General features: G+C 71.5%; 18 protein-coding genes and 2 pseudogenes. 10 read left to right on the forward strand and 10 right to left on the reverse strand.

The window, feature by feature from the left end; genetic code table 11:
- Positions 1 to 36 precede the first annotated feature (36 nt).
- The gene (locus tag KUM32_RS04265; RefSeq protein WP_217140417.1) at positions 37 to 1,665 is read left to right on the forward strand and encodes a protein kinase; all 1,629 of its coding nucleotides are present in this window, start codon (positions 37 to 39) and stop codon (positions 1,663 to 1,665) included.
- 95 nt (positions 1,666 to 1,760) lie between these two features.
- Here KUM32_RS04265 and KUM32_RS04270 read toward each other — a convergent pair.
- Together KUM32_RS04270 and KUM32_RS04275 are read right to left on the reverse strand one after the other, a co-directional pair.
- Positions 1,761 to 2,073, reverse strand: a pseudogene (locus KUM32_RS04270) (pyridoxamine 5'-phosphate oxidase family protein); the annotation flags it as partial.
- Between the two features lie 42 nt (positions 2,074 to 2,115).
- Positions 2,116 to 2,772: a response regulator transcription factor gene (locus tag KUM32_RS04275; protein ID WP_217140418.1), complete on the reverse strand. Its 657-nt coding sequence runs from the start codon at positions 2,770 to 2,772 to the stop codon at positions 2,116 to 2,118.
- Positions 2,773 to 3,094: 322 nt separating this feature from the next.
- Between KUM32_RS04275 and pdhA the strand changes: the two genes are divergently transcribed.
- The 3 genes from pdhA to KUM32_RS04290 are packed head-to-tail and all read left to right on the forward strand — an operon-like array spanning position 3,095 to position 6,810.
- Positions 3,095 to 4,336, forward strand: coding sequence for a pyruvate dehydrogenase (acetyl-transferring) E1 component subunit alpha (gene pdhA, locus KUM32_RS04280; RefSeq protein WP_217140419.1), 1,242 nt, complete (start codon positions 3,095 to 3,097; stop codon positions 4,334 to 4,336).
- Positions 4,337 to 4,352: 16 nt separating this feature from the next.
- Positions 4,353 to 5,318 (forward strand): alpha-ketoacid dehydrogenase subunit beta, encoded by a 966-nt coding sequence (locus KUM32_RS04285; RefSeq protein ID WP_217140455.1) that lies wholly within the window; start codon positions 4,353 to 4,355, stop codon positions 5,316 to 5,318.
- Between the two features lie 10 nt (positions 5,319 to 5,328).
- Positions 5,329 to 6,810: a dihydrolipoamide acetyltransferase family protein gene (locus tag KUM32_RS04290; protein ID WP_217140420.1), complete on the forward strand. Its 1,482-nt coding sequence runs from the start codon at positions 5,329 to 5,331 to the stop codon at positions 6,808 to 6,810.
- A gap of 65 nt (positions 6,811 to 6,875) precedes the next feature.
- On the opposite strand, the gene KUM32_RS04295 is transcribed toward KUM32_RS04290, so the two are convergent.
- Positions 6,876 to 7,832: a D-alanyl-D-alanine carboxypeptidase family protein gene (locus tag KUM32_RS04295; RefSeq protein WP_217140421.1), complete on the reverse strand. Its 957-nt coding sequence runs from the start codon at positions 7,830 to 7,832 to the stop codon at positions 6,876 to 6,878.
- Between the two features lie 206 nt (positions 7,833 to 8,038).
- Between KUM32_RS04295 and KUM32_RS04300 the strand changes: the two genes are divergently transcribed.
- Both KUM32_RS04300 and KUM32_RS04305 read left to right on the forward strand, forming a co-directional pair.
- A complete protein-coding gene (locus tag KUM32_RS04300) occupies positions 8,039 to 8,689 on the forward strand; it encodes a GntR family transcriptional regulator (RefSeq protein WP_217140422.1) in 651 nt (216 codons plus the stop codon).
- Entirely contained in the window at positions 8,686 to 9,996 is a 1,311-nt protein-coding gene (locus KUM32_RS04305) for a nitrate/nitrite transporter (protein WP_217140423.1), read from the forward strand. Before KUM32_RS04300 ends, KUM32_RS04305 begins: the two co-directional genes overlap by 4 nt.
- A 111-nt stretch (positions 9,997 to 10,107) precedes the next feature.
- On the opposite strand, the gene KUM32_RS04310 is transcribed toward KUM32_RS04305, so the two are convergent.
- Positions 10,108 to 10,932, reverse strand: coding sequence for a maleylpyruvate isomerase family mycothiol-dependent enzyme (locus KUM32_RS04310; protein WP_217140424.1), 825 nt, complete (start codon positions 10,930 to 10,932; stop codon positions 10,108 to 10,110).
- Positions 10,933 to 11,127: 195 nt separating this feature from the next.
- Between KUM32_RS04310 and KUM32_RS04315 the strand changes: the two genes are divergently transcribed.
- Positions 11,128 to 11,922 carry a carbon-nitrogen family hydrolase gene (locus tag KUM32_RS04315; protein WP_217140425.1) on the forward strand — a complete coding sequence of 265 codons (795 nt, stop codon included), beginning with the start codon at positions 11,128 to 11,130 and terminating at the stop codon, positions 11,920 to 11,922.
- Between the two features lie 23 nt (positions 11,923 to 11,945).
- Here the strand turns inward: KUM32_RS04315 and KUM32_RS04320 are convergent, their stop codons facing one another.
- The 5 genes and pseudogenes from KUM32_RS04320 to KUM32_RS04340 form a co-directional block, all read right to left on the reverse strand.
- On the reverse strand, positions 11,946 to 12,500 hold the full coding sequence (locus tag KUM32_RS04320; protein ID WP_217140426.1) for an LURP-one-related/scramblase family protein: 555 nt from the start codon (positions 12,498 to 12,500) through the stop codon (positions 11,946 to 11,948).
- Positions 12,497 to 13,021, reverse strand: a pseudogene (locus tag KUM32_RS04325) (helix-turn-helix domain-containing protein); the annotation flags it as partial. The pseudogene KUM32_RS04325 and the gene KUM32_RS04320, both read right to left, overlap by 4 nt.
- A gap of 12 nt (positions 13,022 to 13,033) precedes the next feature.
- Positions 13,034 to 13,285 carry a DUF6458 family protein gene (locus KUM32_RS04330; protein WP_217140427.1) on the reverse strand — a complete coding sequence of 84 codons (252 nt, stop codon included), beginning with the start codon at positions 13,283 to 13,285 and terminating at the stop codon, positions 13,034 to 13,036.
- Positions 13,286 to 13,411: 126 nt separating this feature from the next.
- Positions 13,412 to 14,710: a M18 family aminopeptidase gene (locus KUM32_RS04335; RefSeq protein ID WP_217140428.1), complete on the reverse strand. Its 1,299-nt coding sequence runs from the start codon at positions 14,708 to 14,710 to the stop codon at positions 13,412 to 13,414.
- Between the two features lie 130 nt (positions 14,711 to 14,840).
- Positions 14,841 to 16,667 carry an acyl-CoA dehydrogenase gene (locus tag KUM32_RS04340; protein WP_217140429.1) on the reverse strand — a complete coding sequence of 609 codons (1,827 nt, stop codon included), beginning with the start codon at positions 16,665 to 16,667 and terminating at the stop codon, positions 14,841 to 14,843.
- Between the two features lie 161 nt (positions 16,668 to 16,828).
- Between KUM32_RS04340 and KUM32_RS04345 the strand changes: the two genes are divergently transcribed.
- The 3 genes from KUM32_RS04345 to KUM32_RS04355 all read left to right on the forward strand — a co-directional run bounded on the left by KUM32_RS04345 (position 16,829) and on the right by KUM32_RS04355 (position 19,642).
- Positions 16,829 to 17,296: an SseB family protein gene (locus KUM32_RS04345; protein WP_217140430.1), complete on the forward strand. Its 468-nt coding sequence runs from the start codon at positions 16,829 to 16,831 to the stop codon at positions 17,294 to 17,296.
- A gap of 156 nt (positions 17,297 to 17,452) precedes the next feature.
- Complete coding sequence (locus KUM32_RS04350) at positions 17,453 to 18,430, forward strand: pirin family protein (RefSeq protein WP_217140431.1); 978 nt, start codon at positions 17,453 to 17,455, stop codon at positions 18,428 to 18,430.
- A gap of 129 nt (positions 18,431 to 18,559) precedes the next feature.
- Positions 18,560 to 19,642 carry an AI-2E family transporter gene (locus KUM32_RS04355; RefSeq protein WP_217140432.1) on the forward strand — a complete coding sequence of 361 codons (1,083 nt, stop codon included), beginning with the start codon at positions 18,560 to 18,562 and terminating at the stop codon, positions 19,640 to 19,642.
- On the opposite strand, the gene KUM32_RS04360 is transcribed toward KUM32_RS04355, so the two are convergent.
- Positions 19,576 to 21,738 (reverse strand): SpoIIE family protein phosphatase, encoded by a 2,163-nt coding sequence (locus KUM32_RS04360; RefSeq protein ID WP_217140433.1) that lies wholly within the window; start codon positions 21,736 to 21,738, stop codon positions 19,576 to 19,578. The genes KUM32_RS04355 and KUM32_RS04360 overlap by 67 nt on opposite strands.
- Positions 21,739 to 21,772: the final 34 nt, after the last annotated feature.

The following is a 21,772-nucleotide window of genomic DNA, read 5'->3' on the forward strand; positions in this document are numbered from 1 at the left end:
CGCGCGCACCGCGGGCAGAAACGACGGCGAGGACTGATGGCACAGCAGCAGCGCGCCCAGGGCCCGTCCGAACCCGAGGCGACTGGCGGCGGTATGTCTGACGCGCCGGAGACCTGGGGGAACGGCGGGCTGGTCGGTGACGGCCGGTACCGCCTGACCCGCAGGCTCGGACGGGGCGGCATGGCCGAGGTGTTCGCCGCCGAGGACGTCCGTCTCGGACGCACCGTGGCGGTCAAACTGCTGCGTGCCGATCTCGCCGAGGACCCGGTCTCCAAGGCCCGCTTCACGCGCGAGGCGCAGTCGGTGGCCGGCCTCAACCACCATGCCATCGTGGCCGTGTACGACTCCGGCGAGGACTTCGTCGGCGGTCAGTCCGTGCCGTACATCGTGATGGAGATCGTCGAGGGCCGCACCATCCGCGACCTCCTCCTCAACGCGGAGGCACCGGGCCCCGAGCAGGCCCTGATCATCGTCTCCGGTGTCCTGGAGGCGCTCGCCTACTCGCACCAGCACGGCATCGTGCACCGCGACATCAAACCGGCCAACGTCATCATCACGCACAACGGCGCGGTGAAGGTGATGGACTTCGGCATCGCCCGCGCCCTGCACGGCGCGTCCACGACGATGACGCAGACCGGCATGGTCATGGGCACCCCGCAGTACCTGTCCCCGGAGCAGGCCCTCGGCAAGGCCGTCGACCACCGCTCCGACCTGTACGCGACGGGCTGCCTGCTCTACGAACTGCTCGCGCTGCGTCCGCCGTTCACCGGCGAGACCCCGCTGTCCGTGGTCTACCAGCACGTCCAGGACATCCCGACGCCCCCGTCCGAGGTCTCGGACGCGGTCCCGCCGGAACTGGACGGCCTCGTCATGCGCTCGCTGGCCAAGGAGCCCGACGACCGCTTCCAGACCGCCGAGGAGATGCGCGGCCTGGTGCAGTACGGGCTGCAGATGCTGTACGAGCAGGGCAGCCACACCGGCACCTGGAACACCGGCCCGGTCGCCGCGCACGACGGCCGGCACACCCCGGCGGCCGGGATGGCGGGCACGACGGTGCTGCCGCAGTCGGAGTACGGCACGTCCGGCACCCAGCAGATCCCGCAGCCGATCCTGCCGAACAGCTACCGCGGGGGCGACGACGGCGGCTTCGAGGGCGGCGGCAACAGGGGCAGCGGCCGGGGCAAGCTGTGGATCCTGGCCGTCCTCGCGGTGATCGCCATCACCGCGGGTGTCGCGCTGGCCCTCAACAGGGACGGGGGCGGCGAGAAGGAGAAGAACCCGTCGCCCACCACCTCGCAGAGCACCAGCAGCTCCTCCCCCAGCTCCTCGCCCAGCTCCTCGCCCAGCGACGAGGCGACTCAGGAGACGACCGACCCGGGCACGGAGGAGAACAACGGCGGGAGTGGAGGCTCGGGCGGCGGGGACTGGACGCGGCCGAACACGCCGTCGTACACGCCGTCGCAGACCATGACGGAGCAGCCGACGGGCGACCCGACGGGCGACCCGACCGGTGACCCGACCGGAGACCCGACGGGCGAGCCGACGGGCGAGCCGACGGGCGGTACCGACGGCGGCCAGACCGGCGACCCGGGTGGCGAGCCGACGGGCGGTACCGACGGCGGCCAGACCGGCGAACCGGGCACCGACGCGGGCACCGCGGGCTGATCCGCACACCTCACCACGCGCGCGTGCGACCCGGAAACGGGCTCCACGCGCGCGTGGCGTTTGAACGGGCTCCACGCGCGTGGCGTTCGGGGACGTCACAGGGGGCCGGCGGCGCCGTCCGTGACGTGCACGGTGCCGAACCGCGGCTCGACGCGCAGGTAGACGGGCTCGAACGGCTCGCCGTCCACCAGGCGCGGCGCGGGGCCGAACCGTTCGAGCTCGGCGGCGCTCGGCGCGTGGACCTCGCACCCGGCCCACGACCTGCACGGTCCACAGGCTCTCCCCCGGCCCGGCGGAGCCCAGGTTGTCGGAGCCGTACGCGACGACGCTCCCGGCGCACCCCCGGTGGAACCCGCAGCGCGCGGGCATCCTCAGCAGGACCCGGCCGTCGGCCACGAGGTGCCGCGCCCGCCCCGCCCTGTGGGGACGTAGGTCCCGGACAGGGCGTGCTCAGCGGTTCTCCGCCTGCATGCGGGCCACGTAAGCGGCCGCCTGGGAACGCCGCTGCATTCCGAGTTTGGACAGCAGGCTCGACACGTAGTTCTTGATCGTTTTCTCCGCCAGGTGCAGCCGTTCGCCGATCGCGCGGTTGGTCAGCCCCTCGCCGATCAGCTCCAGGATCCGGCGCTCCTGCCCGGTGAGCCGGGCGAGCCGGTCGTCGGCCCCCGTCCCGCCGCCGCGCAGCCGCTCCAGCACGCGCGCGGTGGCCGCCGGATCGAGCAGGGACCGCCCGCCGGCCACGTCCCGTACGGCGTTCAGCAGCTCGGCGCCCCGGATGTCCTTGAGGACGTAGCCGGAGGCGCCCGCCATGATCGCGTCGAAGAGGGCCTCGTCGTCGGCGAAGGAGGTCAGCATCAGGCACCGTACGGACTCGTCCCGGGAGCGGATCTCGCGGCACACCTCCACACCGCTGCCGTCCGGGAGCCGGACGTCCAGGACCGCGACGTCCGGACGGGTGGCCGGGATGCGGGCCAGCGCGTCGGCCACCGTGCCGGCCTCGCCCACCACCTCGATGTCGGGCTCGCCCGACAGCAGATCGTGCACACCCCGGCGGACGACCTCGTGGTCGTCGAGGAGGAACACCCGGATATGTCCGTCTTCGCGCACGCGCTCAGTGTCACACACCGGCTCTTCCCGTGCCCGGGGTGGCCGGGATAACGTGCCGTTGTTCCGGCCCCCTGCGAGGCTGTGACCAGGAGATGTTCCCGACTTTGCCGATTTACTTGGAAATCCGAGTAAACACGCAGGTCAGGAGGGGTTTCACAGAAATGTGGAGCACTGGGTAACGTGCTGTTCGCAGGGCGCTCGCCGGGGCACCTGTCACGCCTGTTCCCGATCGCGGCGCACCCACCCTGTGCGTCCCTCGGGCCGCAGGTGAGCCGCACTGGCTTCCGGCGAACCCGGGGGCCGGACCGACGGAGGAGCACACGTGACCGAGAGCACCGCCGCGCGCAAGCCGCGCCGCAGCGCCGGAAGCAAGGCGGCCGGCACCACCGGCACCAGGAAGGCCGGGAGCACCGGTGGCGGTACCGGCACCGGCCCGAGGCGCACCACCCGTACCGCCGCTGCCAAGAAGGGCTCCGAGACGGAGCTGGTGCAGCTGCTGACGCCGGAGGGCGAGCGCGTCGAGAACGCCGCGTACGCCGAGTACGCGGAGTTCGTCGCCGGCATCACCCCCGACGAGCTGCGCGGCCTGTACCGCGACATGGTGCTCACCCGGCGCTTCGACGCCGAGGCCACCGCCCTGCAGCGCCAGGGCGAGCTCGGCCTGTGGGCCTCACTGCTGGGCCAGGAGGCCGCCCAGATCGGCTCCGGCCGGGCCACCCGCGAGGACGACTACGTCTTCCCGACCTACCGCGAGCACGGCGTCGCCTGGTGCCGCGGGGTGGACCCGACCAACCTGCTCGGCATGTTCCGCGGCGTGAACAACGGCGGCTGGGACCCCAACAGCAACAACTTCCACCTGTACACCATCGTCATCGGCTCCCAGGCGCTGCACGCCACGGGGTACGCGATGGGCATCGCCAAGGACGGCGCGGACTCCGCCGTGATCGCCTACTTCGGTGACGGCGCCTCCAGCCAGGGCGACGTGAACGAGGCGTTCAACTTCGCCGCCGTGTACAACGCCCCCGTGGTGTTCTTCTGCCAGAACAACCAGTGGGCGATCTCCGAGTCCAACGAGAAGCAGACCCGCGTGCCGCTCTACCAGCGCGCCCAGGGCTTCGGCTTCCCCGGCGTCCGCGTCGACGGCAACGACGCGCTGGCCTGCCTCGCGGTCACCCGCTGGGCCCTGGAGCGGGCGCGGCGGGGTGAGGGACCGGCGCTGATCGAGGCGTACACCTACCGCATGGGCGCCCACACCACCTCCGACGACCCTTCCCGCTACCGGCACGACGACGAGCGCGTCGCCTGGGAGGCGAAGGACCCGATCCTGCGTCTTCGTCGCTACCTGGAGTCCGCAAACCACGCGGACGAGGGATTCTTCGGGGAACTGGAGGAGGAGAGCGAGGCGTTGGGCAGACGAGTGCGCGAAGTGGTCCGTGCCATGCCGGACCCGGACCGGTTCGCCATCTTCGAGAACGTGTACGCGGACGGGCATGCGCTCGTCGACGAGGAGCGCGCCCAGTTCGCCGCCTACCAGGCGTCGTTCGCAGAGGTCGAGGGGGTCTGACATGGCGACGGAAAAGATGGCGTTGGCCAAGGCGATCAACGAGTCGCTGCGCCGCGCGCTGGACTCGGATCCCAAGGTCCTGATCATGGGCGAGGACGTCGGCAAGCTCGGCGGCGTCTTCCGGGTGACCGACGGTCTGCAGAAGGACTTCGGCGAGGACCGGGTCATCGACACCCCGCTGGCCGAGTCCGGCATCGTCGGCACCGCCATCGGCCTGGCCCTGCGTGGCTACCGCCCGGTGGTGGAGATCCAGTTCGACGGCTTCGTCTTCCCGGCCTACGACCAGATCGTCACCCAGCTGGCGAAGATGCACGCCCGCTCGCTGGGCAAGGTCAAGATGCCGGTCGTCATCCGCATTCCCTACGGCGGCGGCATCGGCGCGGTCGAGCACCACTCCGAGTCCCCGGAGGCGCTGTTCGCGCACGTGGCGGGCCTGAAGGTGGTCTCCCCGTCGAATGCGGCGGACGCGTACTGGATGATGCAGCAGGCCATCCAGAGCGACGACCCGGTGATCTACTTCGAGCCCAAGCGGCGGTATTGGGACAAGGGCGAGGTCGACAGCGAGGCCATCCCGGGCCCGCTGCACACCGCGCGCGTGGTGCGCGAGGGCACCGACCTCACGCTCGCCGCCTACGGCCCGATGGTGAAGCTCTGCCAGGAGGTCGCCGACGCGGCGGCGGAGGAGGGCCGCTCCCTGGAGGTCGTGGACCTGCGCTCGATCTCGCCGGTCGACTTCGACACGATCCAGGCCTCGGTGGAGAAGACCCGCCGGCTGATCGTGGTCCACGAGGCGCCGGTCTTCCTGGGCTCGGGCGCGGAGATCGCCGCCCGGATCACCGAGCGCTGCTTCTACCACCTGGAGGCTCCGGTGCTGAGGGTCGGCGGATATCACGCCCCGTACCCGCCGGCCCGCCTGGAGGAGGAGTACCTGCCCGACCTGGACCGGGTGCTGGATGCCGTCGACCGCTCGCTGGCGTACTGAGGAGAGGGTCGTGACGACGATGACCGAAGGATCCGTACGCGAGTTCAAGATGCCCGACGTGGGCGAGGGACTCACCGAGGCCGAGATCCTCAAGTGGTACGTCCAGCCCGGCGACACGGTGACCGACGGCCAGGTGGTGTGCGAGGTGGAGACGGCGAAGGCCGCCGTCGAACTGCCCATCCCCTACGACGGAGTGGTCCGCGAGCTGCACTTCCCCGAGGGCACCACGGTCGACGTGGGGACGTCGATCATCGCGGTGGCCGTCGGTGACGCGGCGGAGGAGTCCGCGGGGGGATCCGGGCAGGCGCCCGCCGGGGACACGTCGGGCACGGCGGCTGCGGCCCCTGCCCCGGCCCCTGCCTCGGCCGATGCGCAGGAGCCGAAGCCGGAGGGCCGCCAGCCGGTCCTGGTCGGCTACGGCGTGGCCACCTCCTCGACCCGCCGCCGCCCCCGCAAGGGCCCGCAGAGCCCGGCACCGCAGGGCCCGGCCGCGGAGGCGTCGGCCGCCTCGGCCGCGATCCAGGCGGAGATGAACGGCCACGGCACCGGCCCGGCGGCCCTCCGGGACCGGCCGTTGGCCAAGCCCCCGGTGCGCAAGCTGGCCAAGGACCTCGGTGTCGACCTGGCCACGGTCACCCCGACCGGCCCGGACGGCGTCATCACGCGCGAGGACGTGCACGCGGCGGTGGCGTCCGCGCAGGCCCCGGCACCCCAGGAGGCGACGGCGGCCCCGGCCCCGGTAGCCCCCGCCGCCCCCGTCCCGGCACCGGCGGTGGCGTCGTACGACACGGCGCGGGAGACCCGCGTCCCCGTCAAGGGCGTCCGCAAGGCGACCGCGGCGGCGATGGTCGGCTCGGCGTTCACGGCGCCGCACGTCACCGAGTTCGTGACGGTCGACGTGACGCGCACGATGAAGCTGGTCGAGGAGCTCAAGCAGGACAAGGAGTTCACGGGTCTGCGGGTGAATCCGCTCCTGCTGATCGCCAAGGCCCTGCTGGTCGCGATCAAGCGCAACCCGGACATCAACGCGTCCTGGGACGAGGCGAACCAGGAGATCGTGGTCAAGCACTACGTGAACCTGGGCATCGCGGCGGCGACCCCGCGCGGCCTGATCGTCCCGAACATCAAGGAAGCGCACGCCAAGACGCTGCCGGAGCTGGCCCGGTCCCTGGGCGAGCTGGTGTCGACGGCCCGGGAGGGCAGGACCTCCCCGGCCGCCATGCAGGGCGGCACGGTGACCATCACCAACGTCGGCGTCTTCGGCGTCGACACCGGCACGCCGATCCTCAACCCGGGCGAGTCCGCGATCCTCGCGGTCGGGGCGATCAAGCTCCAGCCTTGGGTGCACAAGGGCAAGGTGAAACCGCGTCAGGTGACCACCCTGGCGCTGAGCTTCGACCACCGCCTGGTCGACGGGGAACTGGGCTCCAAGGTCCTCGCCGACGTGGCGGCCGTTCTGGAGCAGCCCAAGCGCCTGCTCACCTGGGCCTAGTCACGGGAGACGGAGCCGCGCGACCCGCCCCGGGGACGCGCGGCTCCGTCGCTCGCGGCGGGGCGTCAGCCCAGCCTGGCGAAGCCGTAGTTCATGAGCTTCGTGGCGTCCGTGGCGCGCTGGGACGACGACGAGGAGGTCAGCACGGTGCCGATGACGGTCTTGCCCTTGCGCGTGGCGGCGAAGACCAGGCAGTACTTGGCCTCCGGACCCGACCCGGTCTTCACACCGATCGCGCCGCTGTACGTGCCGAGCAGCGTGTTGGTGTTGGTCCAGGGCGCCATCGTGCGGGTGCCGCCCGTCTTGGTCGTCGTCTTCGCCGTGTACTTCTTGGTCTTGACGATCGTGCGGAAGGTGGAGTTCTTCATCGCGCTGCTGGCGAGTTTCGTCAGGTCGCGCGGTGTGGAGTAGTTCTTGCCGCTGCCGATGCCGTCGAACGAGTCGAAGTGCGTGTTCTTCAGGCCGAGGCTCTTGGCGGTGGAGTTCATCTTGCCGATGAACGACTGCACCCGGGCCGCCCGCGTCTTGCCGGTGCCGAACTTGTCGGCCAGCGCGTACGCGGCGTCGCAGCCGGACGGCAGCATCAGCCCGTACAGCAACTGCCGGACCGTCACCTTGTCGCCGACGATCAGACGGGCGGACGAGGCGTTCTTCGACACGATGTAGTCGCTGTACGCCATCTGGATCGTGACCTTGGCGTCCAGGTTCAGCTTCGGCTGCGAGAGCACGACCTTGGCGGTCATGATCTTGGTCGTGGAGCCGGTGGAGCGCCTGGTGTCCGCGGCCTTGGTGTAGAGCGAGGCGCCGTTCGCGTCGTTCATCAGGAAGCCGCCCTTGGCGACGATCGACGGCGCGGCGACGGCCTTCAAGGAGGCGGCGGGCTGCGCGGACGCGGCGGACCGCGCGGGCGCGGCGGCCTGCGCGGGCGCGGTGGCGAGGGCTCCGGTCGCGAGTACGGCACCGCTGGTCAGGGTGACGGCGACGGCTCTGCGAAGGCGGATGCCCTGAATGCTGTTTATCAAGTCAAATTCCCCGATGGTGAAGAGTTCCCCTGAGGCGCGGCCCAGTTGAGGTCCGTGCGGTGTGGGCCGCGTGTGTGCGACACGTGAATAGCACGGATGGTTGCACGGCGGTCGGGGCGGGGTGCCGGATCCCCCTGACGAGTGGCCGTGCGTCCGCATCATGGACCAGGCCCGTCTTGTGTCCCTGTTGTATCTATCCTGTGGGCATGAGCACGGCAGTGAAGCAACCCCCCGCGGCGAACCGCGTCTACACCCACGTCAAGCAGGGCGTCCTGGAGCGCCGTTACGAGGGCGGGACGCTGCTCACGGAGGGCGAACTCGCCGAAGCGGTGGGCGTGTCGCGCACGCCGGTGCGCGAGGCGCTGCTCCGGCTGGAGGCCGAGGGCCTGATCCGGCTCTACCCGAAGAAGGGCGCGCTGGTCCTGCCCGTCTCCGCGCAGGAGATCGCGGACGTGGTGGAGACCCGGCTGCTGGTCGAGGAGCACGCGGCGCGCAAGGCCGTACCCGCCCCGCCCGCCCTCGTGACACGGCTCGCGGAACTGCTCGCGCGGCAGAAGGAGCAGGCCGCCGCCGGCGACTTCGTCGCCGCCTCCGTCACCGACCGCTGCTTCCACGCCGAGATCGTCCGCAGCGGCGGCAACGAGATCCTCTCCCGCCTCTACGACCAGCTCCGCGACCGCCAACTGCGCATGGGCGTCGCCGTGATGCACTCCCACCCCGACCGGATCGCCAAGACCCTCGCCGAGCACGAGGAGATCCTGGACGCACTGCGCTCCGGGGACGCGGAGGCGGCCGTCGGTGTGGTCCACCGGCACGTGGGCTGGTTCTCGAACCTGGCCCGGGGGGAGGTCCGATGAGTCCGGCCGAGCCGGAGAAGAGCGCCCTGCCCGGTGATCCTCCGGGCGGCCGGCGCGCGATAGCCGTCTGGAGCATCGGCGTCGCCGTCTACTTCGTCGCCGTCATCTTCCGCACGTCCCTGGGGGTGGCCGGCCTCGACGCCGCCGACCGCTTCCACGTGGGTGCCTCGGCCCTGTCCACCTTCTCCATCCTCCAGCTGCTGGTCTACGCCGGCATGCAGATACCCGTCGGCCTGCTGGTCGACCGGCTCGGCACGAAGAAGGTGCTGGGGATCGGTGTCGTCCTGTTCACGGTGGGGCAGCTCGGCTTCGCCTTCTCGCCGTCGTACGGCATGGCGCTCGCCTCGCGGGCGCTGCTCGGCTGCGGTGACGCGATGACGTTCATCAGCGTGCTGCGGCTCGGCACCCGCTGGTTCCCGGCCCGGCGCGGGCCGATGGTCGCCCAGCTCGCCGGGCTGGTCGGCATGGCGGGCAACCTGGTCTCCACCCTTGTCCTGGCCCGGCTGCTGCACGGCGTCGGCTGGACGGCGGCGTTCGCGGGCAGCGCGCTGGCGGGTGTGGTCGTCCTGGTCCTGCTGCTGCTGTTCCTGAAGGACCACCCCGAGGGGTACGCGCCGGAGCCGCCGCCGCACCAGGGAGTCGCGTACGTACGGCGGCAGATCGCCACCTCCTGGCGGGAGCCGGGGACGCGGCTGGGACTGTGGGTGCACTTCACCACCCAGTTCCCGGCGATGGTGTTCCTGCTGCTGTGGGGGCTGCCGTTCCTGGTGGAGGCGCAGGGGCTGTCCCGGGGCACGGCCGGCGGGCTGCTCACCCTCGTCGTGCTGTCCAACATGGCGGTCGGCCTGGTCTACGGCCAGATCATCGCCCGGCACCACGCGGCGCGGCTGCCGCTGGCGCTCGGCACGGTGGGCGCGACGGCGGCCCTGTGGGCGGCGACGCTCGCCTACCCCGCCGACCGGGCGCCGATGTGGCTGCTGGTCGTGCTGTGCGCGGTGCTCGGCGCGTGCGGGCCGGCGTCGATGATCGGCTTCGACTTCGCGCGGCCGGCGAATCCGCCGGAGCGGCAGGGGACGGCGTCCGGGATCACGAACATGGGTGGTTTCGTCGCCTCGATGACCACGCTGTTCGCCATCGGTGTGCTGCTGGACGCGACCGGGGACGACTACGGGGTGGCCTTCTCGGCGGTGTTCGTGCTGCAGGTGCTCGGGGTGACGCAGATCCTCCGGTTGCGCAAGCGGGCGGCCCGGCGGGAGCGGGAGCGGTTGGTCGCGAGCCGGGTCGAGACGGTGCACGTGCCCGCGTAGGCACCCGGCGCGGGGGCGGGCCCGGCCGGGGGCTGCCGCACCCGGGCCCGGGCCTCGGCCGGAACGGGCCTCGTCCGCAGGGGCCGGACGGGCGGGTCGCGCTCCCCGGCGCTACTTGGTGACCGCGAAGTTCCGCAGGATCGCCTCCGCCAGGTCCGGGTCGCCCTCCGTCTTGACGCGGTCCGCCGCCGCCTGCGGGGTCACACGGCCGCAGGCCAGGCGGACGTACGTCTCCCAGTCGAGGGTGAGGGTGGCGGCGGGGCCGAGGGCGGGCGCCGTCTCCAGGGAGCCGCGGCCCTGGATGTCGACGCGGATGGTGCGCAGGAACTCGACCGGGCCGTGGACGTCGAAGACGACGGCCGAGCTGCGCGGCGCGTCCGCGCGATCGGCGACGACACCCGGCAGCTCGGCGAGGAGCACGTCACGGGCGACATGGGCACCGGGGGAGTCGAGGTTGCCGGGGCGGCCGAGGGCCGTACGCAGGTCCTGCTCGTGCGCCCACACGTCGAAGGCGTGCCGGCGCATGGCCTCCTCCAGGGTCAGCTCGGTGCCGAGCGGGCCGCGCACCTTCGTGCCCGGGTCCCGGGACTCGTTCCGCAGCTGGCGGTTGCGGCGGATGATCATGTACTCCAGCTCGGACGTCATCTCCGGCGCCGTGTGGTGGCGGCGGACGTCGACCTGCATCTCCATGTAGCGCTGGTGGTCGTTGGTGACGTGGAAGAGGTCGCGCGGGAGCGTGTGGATGGGGCGCGGGTCGCCGAGCATCTCGGAGTCCAGGCCCAGAACGTGGGAGACGACGTCGCGCACCGACCAGCCCGGGCAGGGGGTGCGGCGGTTCCACTCTGCCTCCACAAGCGGCTGGACCAGCTCGGATATCGCCTCGATGGAGTGAGTCCAGGCGTCGGCGTAGGGCTGGAGGGTGGGATGCAGACTCACGGAACGGGACCCCTCGGCGGTCGGTACACGGGCGGTTGTTTCGGCGGCGGTGCCTGCGGGAGGTGGCGGCGGTCAGTGGGCTTGTCGAGACGCTAAGTTACGCTGCTGTGCGGCACCCCGGCAGTGCTTTCGTGTGACGATCGTAGGCCGTGTGGACACCCTTGGGGACGGCCCGAATGGCAGGACGGTGGTACTGTGCGCGCCTCTTTGCTCCAAATCGCCGTGGATGAGGGCGAAACGACCGAAGCGCGCCGCCTGCGAGCGGCGTCACTGGTCCGGGCCCAGGCGGGCGCCGACCTCGTCGTGCTGCCGGAGCTGTGGACCACGGGTGCCTTCGCCTTCGAGGCGTTCGGCGACGAGGCCGAGCCGCTGGAAGGCCCGACGTACGAGGCGATGGCGAAGGCGGCGGGCGACGCGGGCGTGTGGCTGCACGCGGGCTCGATCCCGGAACGGGACCCGGACGGGACGCTCTACAACACCTCCCTCCTCTTCTCTCCCTCCGGTGGTCTGGCCGCCGCCTACCGCAAGATCCACCGCTTCGGTTTCGACCGGGGCGAGGCCGTGCTGATGGGCGCGGGCGGCGAGCTGGTGACGGTCCGTCTGCCCGCGACGACCCTGGGTGTGGCGACCTGCTACGACCTCCGTTTCCCCGAGCTCTTCCGCTCCCTCGTCGACGCCGGCGCCGAGACCCTCGTCGTCCCGGCGGGCTGGCCGGAGCGCCGCCGGGCCCACTGGACGCTCCTGGCGCGGGCACGGGCGGTGGAGAACCAGGCGTTCGTCCTCGCGTGTGGAACGGCCGGGACGCACGCCGGGGTTCCGCAGGCCGGTCACTCGATCGTGGTCGATCCCTGGGGCGAGGTGCTGGCGGAGGCAGGCGCGGACGAGGAGGTCCTCACGGTGGAGTTCGACCCGGGGCAGGTGGCGCGGACCCGCGAGCAGTTCCCGGCCCTGAAGGACCGGGTGCTGGGGCTCGAGACGCCGCGGCGCTGAGGGCGCCGGGTCAGAGCGGGTCCTCAGCCGTCCTCAGGCCGTCCCCAGCGGTCCTCAGGCCGTCCCCAGCCGTCCCCAGCCCCCTTCTCCCGCTCCTTCTCCGCCAGGTGGAGCACGCACACCGTCAGTGCGATCAGCAGCGCCGGGTCCGCGTCGTCCCGGACGACGTCCACGCCGTAGGTGTCCCGCGGGGTCAGCCACCGCCGGGAGACGACGGCCAGCGGCTCACCCTCGTACTCGACGACGAACTCCCGGTCCAGGATCTTCCCGCTGACGTCCAGCTCGGTGCCGTCGGCGTCGGCCAGGGACACCCGGTAGTGGTGGCGCAGCAGGGACAGCCGCTTGCGCCTGATCCGTGCCAACGGCTCGTCGCCCCGCTCGATGACCATCGTGTCCCGCAGGGCGAGCATCTTCTGCCGGATGGTGATGAGCACGCGCCCCCGGGCGTCCTTCAGCTCCCAGGTGTCCCGCAGCCGCAGCGCCTTGCCGTCGACGAGAAAGACCTTGTCGCCGTGCTCGTCCTCGATCCAGTAGTCGTCGCCGAAGCCGAGGAGCCGGTCGTACACGAGGAATCTCATGACGTGATCGCTTCCCCCGCGCCCGGACCGAAACGCCGCCGGTAGGCCGACGGGCTGAGCCCGGTCTCGCGCCGCAGGCGCGCCCGGAGGTTCGCCGCGGTCCCCAGCCCGCTGCGCGCCGCCACCACGTCCAGCCGCTCCTCCCCGCGCTCCATCAGCCGTCGCGCGAGGGTCACGCGCTCGGCCGTCAGCCAGGCGAGCGGCGTCGTCCCCAGCTGTGCCCGGAACCGCCGGTGCAGGGTCGCCGGTGACACCGCCGCGCGCTCCGCCAGGTCCGTCACGGTCAGTGGCTCGTCCAGCCGCTCCTGTGCCCACTCCAGCAGGGGCGCGAGCGACTCGTCGGGCACGTGGGGCACCGGCCGCTCCACGAACTGCCGCTGTCCGCCCTCCCGGTGCGCGGCGAACACCAGCCGCCGGGAGACGGCGTTGGCGATCTCGGCGCCGTGGTCCTTGCGCCAGATGTGCAGCCCGAGGCCGAGCGCCGCCGCGCTGCCCGCGGCGGTGAGGATGTCGCCCCCGTCCCGCGGCGGCGCTCAGGCGCCGTAGCCGTCGCTGTACCCGTCCCGGGTGTGGTGGTGGGGCCGTTCCTCGACGACCGGGGTCGTCGGTGGCATCACGACGCGCCGGCGCCGGGCGATGCTGCTGAACGTCGCGACACCGATCAAGCCGACGATCATGAAGATGACACCGACCAGGTCGAGGTTGACGCCCTGCATGTCCCAGTCGGTCGCGAACGTGAGGATGGCTCCCACGGCGATGAGGATGATGCACCCGCCGAGGCCCATGAGTGTTGCCTCCCTGTAGAGCCGGTCGGTTCCGGGTTTTTCCGGTCGATCCGGTTCCGTTCGGGTACCCCCGGCCGGAACGGCCATGCGGCGCAAGGGCGTTCCGGCCGGGAGCGCGGCGCGGGCTCAGCCCTCCAGGAACGCCACCAGCGCGTTCGCCAGCAGGTACGGGTCGTCGGCGCCGCACAACTCCCGGACGCTGTGCATCGACAGGATGGCCGCGCCGATGTCGACGGTGCGGATGCCGTGCCGGGCCGCGGTGATCGGGCCGATCGTCGTGCCGCAGGGCATGGAGTTGTTGGAGACGAAGGTCTGGAAGGGCACGCCCGCCTTCTCGCAGGCGGCGGCGAAGACGGCGCGGCCCGAACCGTCCGTGGCGTAGCGGTTGTTGACGTTGACCTTGAGGATGGGGCCGCCGTTGACGCGCGGGTGGTGCGTCGGGTCGTGCCGTTCCGCGTAGTTGGGGTGGACGGCGTGACCGGTGTCGGAGGACAGGCAGACCGTGCCCGCGAAGGCCCGCGCCCGGTCCTCGTACGAGCCGCCGCGCGCGAACACCGAGCGCTCCAGCACGCCGCCGAGCAGCGGGCCGTCCGCGCCGGTGTCCGACTGGGAGCCGTTCTCCTCGTGGTCGAAGGCGGCGAGCACGGGGATGTACGGGAGGCCGGTGCCCGAGGCCGCGACGGCGGCCAGGGCGGCGGTCCCGGCGTGCACGGACAGCAGGTTGTCCATGCGGGGACCGGCCACCAGCTCCCGGTCGCGGCCCAGGTAGGCGGGCGGCTCGACGGAGTGGGTCATCAGGTCCCAGCCGGTGACCGTGCCGGGCTCCAGGCCGGCCTCCTCCTCCAGGAAGGCGATGAGTTCGCCGTCGCGCACGGTGTCGCCGAGCCCCCAGACGGGCTGGAGGTGGCGCTGCTTGTCGAGCTTGAGGCCCTCCGTGGACACGTTGCGGTCCATGTGGATGGCGAGCTGGGGGACGCGGAGCAGCGGACGGTCGACGTCGACCAGCCGGGTCGAGCCGTCGCGCAGGGTGAGACGCCCGGCCAGCCCCAGGTCGCGGTCGAGCCAGGAGTTCATCAGCGGCCCGCCGTAGATCTCCACGGCGATCTGGCGCCAGCCGTGCGCACCGCTGTCGGGCCGCGGCTTGACGCGCAGGTTGGGGGAGTCGGTGTGCGCGCCGACGATGCGGAAAGGGGTGTGCGGCGCGGCGCCCTCGGGGACGTACCAGGCCACGATCGCGCCACCGCGCAGCACGTACGTGCCGCCCGTCGTCCCCTCCCAGGCGTCCGTCTCCGCGACCTGCCGGAAGCCCGCCTTCTCCAGCCGCTCGGCGGCGTTGGCCACGGCGTGGTACGGCGTCGGGCTCGCCGCCAGGAAGGTCATCAGGTCGTCGGTGTGGCCGCGGTCGAAGCGGGAGGGTGCGCTCATGGTTTCACCTTAACGACGTGCGAGGGCCCGCTCCCCGTCTGCCGGGGGCGGGCCCTCGTGAGGGTGTGTGGGGAGTGTGGAGACCGGGCTTTCCGGGTCCCGGGCCCCGGCCTCCCGGACCGGGTGGCGACTAGAACGCCGCCTCGTCCAGCTCCATCAGGTCCAGCTCGACGCCCTGGGCCACCTTGCGGGCCAGCGTGAGGCCGGGCAGGACGTTGGCCGCGAAGAACTTCGCCGCCGCGATCTTGCCGGTGTAGAACGCCTTGTCCTTGGCGGACGCGGTCGGCAGCTTCTCGGCGGCGATCGCGGCGCCCTTGAGGAGCAGGTAGCCGACGATCACGTCACCGGAGGCCAGGAGGAGGCGGGTGGTGTTGAGACCCACCTTGTAGATGTTCTTGACGTCCTGCTCGGTGGCCGCGAGGTCGGTGAGCATCAGGCCGACGATGGCCTCCAGCTCGACGGCGGCCTTGGCGAGGTGCTCGCGGGCGCCGGCCAGCTCCTCGCCGCCGGTGCCGAGGGCGAGGAACTTCTTGATGTCCTCGGCCAGCGAGTTCAGCGCGGCGCCCTGGTTGCGGACGATCTTCCGGAAGAAGTAGTCCTGGCCCTGGATCGCCGTGGTGCCCTCGTAGAGGGTGTCGATCTTGGCGTCGCGGATGTACTGCTCGATCGGGTACTCCTGGAGGAACCCGGAGCCGCCGAAGGTCTGGAGCGACTGCGCGAGCTGCTCGTAGGCCTTCTCCGAGCCGTAGCCCTTGACGACCGGCAGGAGGAGGTCGTTGAGGGCGTGCTCGGCGGTGGCGTCCTCGCCGTTCGCCTCCTTGAGCTGGATCTCGTCCTGGACCGAGGCGGTGTACATCACGAGCGCGCGCATGCCCTCGGCGTACGCCTTCTGCGTCATGAGGGAGCGGCGGACGTCCGGGTGGTGCGTGATGGTGACCTTGGGGGCCGTCTTGTCCATGAAGTTGGCCAGGTCGGGGCCCTGGACGCGCTCCTTGGCGTACTCCAGGGCGTTGAGGTAGCCCGTGGAGAGGGTGGAGATCGCCTTCGTGCCGACCATCATGCGGGCGAACTCGATGATGCGGAACATCTGGCGGATGCCGTCGTGCTTGTCGCCGATCAGCCAGCCCTTGGCGGGGTGGCGGTCGCCGAAGGTCATCTCGCAGGTGTTGGAGGCCTTCAGGCCCATCTTGTGCTCGACGTTGGTGGCGTAGACGCCGTTGCGCTCGCCCAGCTCGCCGGTCTCGAAGTCGAACTCGTACTTCGGGACGAGGAAGAGGGACAGGCCCTTGGTGCCGGGGCCGGCGCCCTCGGGGCGGGCGAGGACGTAGTGGAGGATGTTCTCCGACATGTCGTGCTCACCGGAGGTGATGAAGCGCTTCACGCCCTCGATGTGCCAGGAGCCGTCCTCCTGCTGCACGGCCTTGGTGCGGCCGGCGCCCACGTCCGAGCCGGCGTCCGGCTCGGTGAGCACCATGGTGGAGCCCCACTGCTTCTCGACGGCGATCTTGGCGATGTGCTTCTGGACCTCGTTGCCCTCCTCGAAGAGGATGCCCGCGAACGCCGGGCCGGAGGAGTACATCCACACGGCCGGGTTGGCGCCGAGGATCAGCTCCGCGTAGGCCCAGATCAGGGAGCGGGGCGAGGTGGTGCCGCCGATCTCCTCGGGCAGGCCCAGGCGCCAGTACTCGGAGTCCATGAAGGCCTGGTAGCTCTTCTTGAAGGACGCGGGCACCGGCGCGGTGTTGGTCTCCGGGTCGAAGACCGGCGGGTTGCGGTCGGCGTCGGCGAAGGACTCGGCCAGCTCGTTCTCGGAGAGGCGGGTCAGCTCCTCCAGGACGCTCTTGGCGGTGTCGGTGTCCATCTCCGCGAACGGGCCGCTGCCGTAGACCTTGTCGCGGCCGAGCACCTCGAAGAGGTTGAACTCGATGTCCCGGAGATTCGGCTTGTAGTGCCCCATGGCGACGGCTCCGTAGAGAGAGATCGGCGAGGCACTGACTCCTCGCACCAGTTCACGTACCAACAAGTAGCTACGATGATGCTACCCGTCGGTAATAAGAAGCAACCCCGATCAGGACATCTGTGACTCACCCCTCGTGGGAGGTCAGTAGTCTTTGGGGCATGTACGGCTACGACCAGAACGTAGGGGCACAGCAGGGCTACGTCCCGCCGCAGCAGCAGATGCAGGGCGGCTACGGGCAGCAGCAGCCGCCGCTGTACCCCGAGCCGTCCCCGCCCTCGCTCGCGGACGCGGTGCGCGCCTTCACGTCCGGGCAGATGTCCGCCGAGGACTTCCAGCAGATCTTCGCGACGTCGAAGGTCTACTGCCCCCGGGGTGACAACCCCGGCTTCCTCGCCCTGCACAACACCCAGCAGCCGGTGATCCCGATGTTCACCTCCCTCAAGGAGCTGCGCCGGTACGCGGGCAAGGAGTCCAAGTACTTCGTGATCACGGGGGCGGAGGTGATCGACCTCCTGCCGACCGGCTACGGCTTCGTGCTGGACATGGAGGGCGACCACCGGATGGTGTTCGACGCGAAAGCCGTCGAACAGATGGTCGATTTCGCCATGCGTCGCATGTACGGCTAGACGGCCTTGTGTGCGGCTGGACGGCCTTGTCACACGGACGGCCGACCGGTCGTCGTCGCTGAGAGCCCGGAGGGAATGCCCTCCGGGCTCTTTCGGTTTGAGGTGGCAAGAAGTTCAACGCTCAACTAAAGTGGGCGTACCCGAGGAGGTACCGACATGCCTGCAGTGACCGTCGAGAACCCGTTGACGCTGCCCCGCGTATCCGCACCCGCCGACGCCGTCGCACGTCCCGTGCTCACCGTCACGACCGCGCCCAGCGGTTTCGAGGGCGAGGGCTTCCCGGTGCGCCGCGCGTTCGCCGGGATCAACTACCGCCATCTCGACCCGTTCATCATGATGGACCAGATGGGCGAGGTGGAGTACGCGCCCGGAGAGCCCAAGGGCACGCCCTGGCACCCCCACCGCGGCTTCGAGACCGTCACCTACATCATCGACGGGATCTTCGACCACCAGGACTCCAACGGTGGTGGCGGCACCATCACCAACGGCGACACCCAGTGGATGACGGCGGGCTCCGGCCTGCTGCACATCGAGGCGCCGCCGGAGCAGCTGGTGATGTCCGGCGGGCTGTTCCACGGGCTCCAGCTGTGGGTCAACCTGCCGGCCAAGGACAAGATGATGGCCCCCAGGTACCAGGACATCCGCAGCGGGTCCGTGCAGCTGCTCACCTCCCCCGACGGCGGCGCGCTGCTGCGCGTCATCGCCGGTGAGTTGGACGGCCACGAGGGTCCCGGCATCACGCACACGCCGATCACGATGGTCCATGCGACGCTCGCGCCGGGCGCGGAGGTCACCCTGCCCTGGCGGGAGGACTTCAACGGGCTGGCGTACGTGATGGCGGGCAAGGGCTCGGTCGGGGCCGAGCGCCGCCCGGTCCACCTCGGCCAGACGGCGGTCTTCGGCGCGGGCGGCTCCCTGACCGTGCGGGCGGACGAGAAGCAGGACTCGCACACGCCCGACCTGGAGGTCGTCCTCCTCGGCGGGCGGCCCATCCGTGAGCCGATGGCCCACTACGGCCCGTTCGTGATGAACACCAAGGACGAGCTGATGCAGGCCTTCGAGGACTTCCAGAAGGGCCGGCTCGGCACCGTCCCGGCCGTGCACGGCATGTCGGCGGCGGGGCCGGACGCCTGACGGCGGAACAGACCGTCGTGGCGTCACGCCGGTGGCGGCGCAGGCCGTCGCTCACGTCGCGCTGACGGGGCGTCACCCGGGTGGGCCGTCCGGCAGGACAGCCCACCCGGTACGTGATCGGCTGGGGCCGTGCAGCTGCTTCCCGGTCCGGTCCGCCGCTTCGCCGCCTGGTGTGTCGTCATCCTGCTCGCCAGCGGTGTCGTCTATGTCGCGATCCGGCTCTGCGTCGAGCTGCGCACCGCGGTGACGCCGGCGTTGTTCGCCCTGCTCGGCACCGCGCTGCTCGCACCGCTGCACCGGCGCCTGGTGAAGGCCCATGTGAACCGGTCACTGGCCGCCGGGCTCACCTGTGTGGCCGTCGTGGCCGTGGTGGGCGGGGCCGTGTACATCGTGGTCGCCGCGCTCGCCGACACCGGCGACCAGATCATCGCCTCGCTCCGGGACGCGGCGAAGGGGGTCGCCGAGCACTTCGGGGCGGCCGGTACCTCGCTGGACGACATCGCGTCCAACGCGCGCGAACTGCTGGGCAAGTTCGGCGGTACGGCCGCCTCCGGGGTGATCACCGGGGTGAGCGTGGTCGGCCAGATGCTGGTCATGGCCTTCCTCGCCCTGCTGCTCGTCTACTTCTTCCTGCGCGACTCCGACCGGGCCGTCGGCACGGTGCGCGCGCTCGTCCCCCGCAGCGTGGCCGACCTGGTGGAGGCGATGGCTCGGCGGTCCTACGAGGCCGTCGAGGGATTCATGCGGGGTACCACCCTCATCGCCCTCATCGACGCGGTCTGCATCACCGTCGGGCTGCTCGTCCTCCGCGTCCCCGGCGCGATCGGGCTCGGCGCGCTCGTCTTCGTCGGCGCGTACATCCCCTACCTCGGCGCCTTCATTTCCGGAGGCGTGGCCGTGCTGGTCGCGCTCGCCGACCGGGGGTTCGGCACCGCGCTGTGGGTCCTCGGGGTGGTCCTGGCCGTGCAGGTGCTGGAGGGGAACGTGCTCCAGCCGATCGTCCAGAGCCGGACCGTTCAGATGCATCCGGCGATCGTGCTGCTGGCGCTCACCGCGGGCACGGCGGTGGCGGGCTTCCTGGGACTGCTGCTCGCCATTCCGTTCACCGCGGCCGCGTTCGGGATCGTCCAGGAGCTCCAGGGGCGCTACGCGGCCGCGGAGCCGCTCCCAGGGCCGCCTGCCGGGCCGTCCTCCGGGGCGGGGGACTCGTAGACCTCGAACCAGATGCTCTTGCCTTCGCCGCGCGGGGCGACGCCCCACGCGTCCGCCAGCAGCTCGATCAGCATCAGGCCGCGTCCGGAGGACGCCATCTCCCCCGGCCGACGCCGGTGCGGCAGGTCGTCGCCGTTGTCGGTGACCTCGACCCGGATCCGTCGCTCGCCCGGCTCCCCGCTGACCTCGGCGACCAGCAGGGCGTCGGTGTCGGTGTGCACCAGGACGTTCGTCAGCATCTCGGAGAGCAGGAGCACCGCCGCGTCCCGCTGCTCCTCGTCGGGCCAGTCGTGCAGCAGGTCGCGCAGATGCCAGCGGGCGTAGGCGATCCGCGCGGGCTCGGTCTGTGCGACCGTCAGCATCGTGCGGCGCACCGCGGGCCGGGCCACCGTGCTCTCGCCGCAGCCGCACTCCTCGCTCTGCCGGCACAGCAGCAACAGCGCGATGTCGTCCTCCCGCCGGTCGGCCAGCGGGCCGGTGGTGTGGTGCGAGGACGGCCCGTACACGGCCTGGACCAGCGCGTCGGCCAGCTCCTCCAGGCCGCCCTCGTGCTCCTCCATGACCACGCGCAGGCGGTGCCACCCGGTCTGCAGGTCGTGGCCGCCGGTCTCGACCAGGCCGTCCGTGCACAGCATCAGGGTGTCCCCGGGCTCCAGGGCGAACCGCGTGGTCGGGTAGTCGGACTCCGGGTCGATGCCGAGGGGCAGCCCGCCCGCCGTGGCGAGGATCAGCGCCGTCCCGTCCGCCATGCGCACGACCGGGTCCAGATGCCCGGCGCGGGCACTCTCCACGGTGCCGGTCGCGGGGTCGACCTCGGCGTAGTAGCAGGTCGCGAAGCGTAGGTCGCCGGGGTCGTCGTCGGACTGGCTGAGACCGTGGAAGAAGTGGGAGGCGCGGGCGAGCACCGCGTCGGGGCGGTGGCCCTCCGACGCGTACGCGCGCAGGGCGATGCGCACCTGGCCCATCAGTCCGGCCGCCCGTACGTCGTGTCCCTGGACGTCGCCGATGACCAGGGCGAAGCGGCCTCCGGGCAGCGGGATCATGTCGTACCAGTCACCGCCCACCTGCAGGCCGCCGCCGGTGGGAACGTAGCGCGCGGCGACGCCCATGCCGGGGATCTCCGGGCCGAGCACGGGCAGCATGGAGCGCTGGAGCCCGTCGGTCAGCTCCCGCTGGGTCTCGGCGGCGCCCGCGCGGGACAGGGCCTGGGCCAGCATCCGCGCCACGGTGGTCAGCACGGACCGCTCGTCCGGCGTGAACGCCACCGGATGGGTGAAGGCCGCGAGCCAGGCGCCCATGGTGCGACCGCCCGCGATCAGCGGCAGGAAAGCCCAGGAACGGCGATTGAAGCGCTCGGCGAGGGGCCAGGTCGAGGGGAAGCGGGACCGGTACTCCTCGGGGGAGGAGAGATAGACGGCCCGGCCGGTGCGGATCACCTCGGTGGCCGGATAGTCCGCGTCCAGGGACATGTCCACGAACGGGCCCGCCTCGTTCTGCGGCTGCCCGTGATGGCCGAGGACCGTCAGACGATCGCCCGAGACCCCGAACACCGCGAGGGCGGCCGGGGAGAACCCCGGCATCGACAACCCGGCCGCGACCCGCATGACCTCCTCGGTGGACCGCGCCTCGGCCAGTGCCCGGCCCGCGTCCAGCAGGAACGCCTCCCGCGAGCGGCGCCAGTCGCCGGTGACCGTGCTGCGCCCGGCCGGCGTGCCCGGCATCGGGTCGGTGACCTCCTGGAGGGTGCCGACGAGCTGGTACGTCTTGCGTACCGGGTCGAACGACGGCCTGGAGCGGCTGCGTACGACCCGGACGACGTGGCCCCGCTCGTCCATGACCCGGACCCGTACCTCGGCGAGCGTGCCCTCGGCGGCGGCGAGCCGGACCACGCCGGTGATCTCGTTCCAGTCCACCGGGTGCAGCCGGGCCCGTACCCGTGCCTCGGTCAGGTTCGTGCGGTGTGCGGGCAGCCCGAGCAGGCGGGCGGCCTCCGCGTCGACCACGACCTCTCCCGCGGCGGTGTCCCAGCGCCACACGCCGGTCGCGAGAACGGCGAGGACGTCCCCCACCTCCGGCAGGGGCTCATCGGTGCGCATTTCTCCACTGTAGGAAGAGGGGATCGCACGCTGC

It is taken from the genome of Streptomyces sp. AC627_RSS907 (assembly GCF_019049165.1).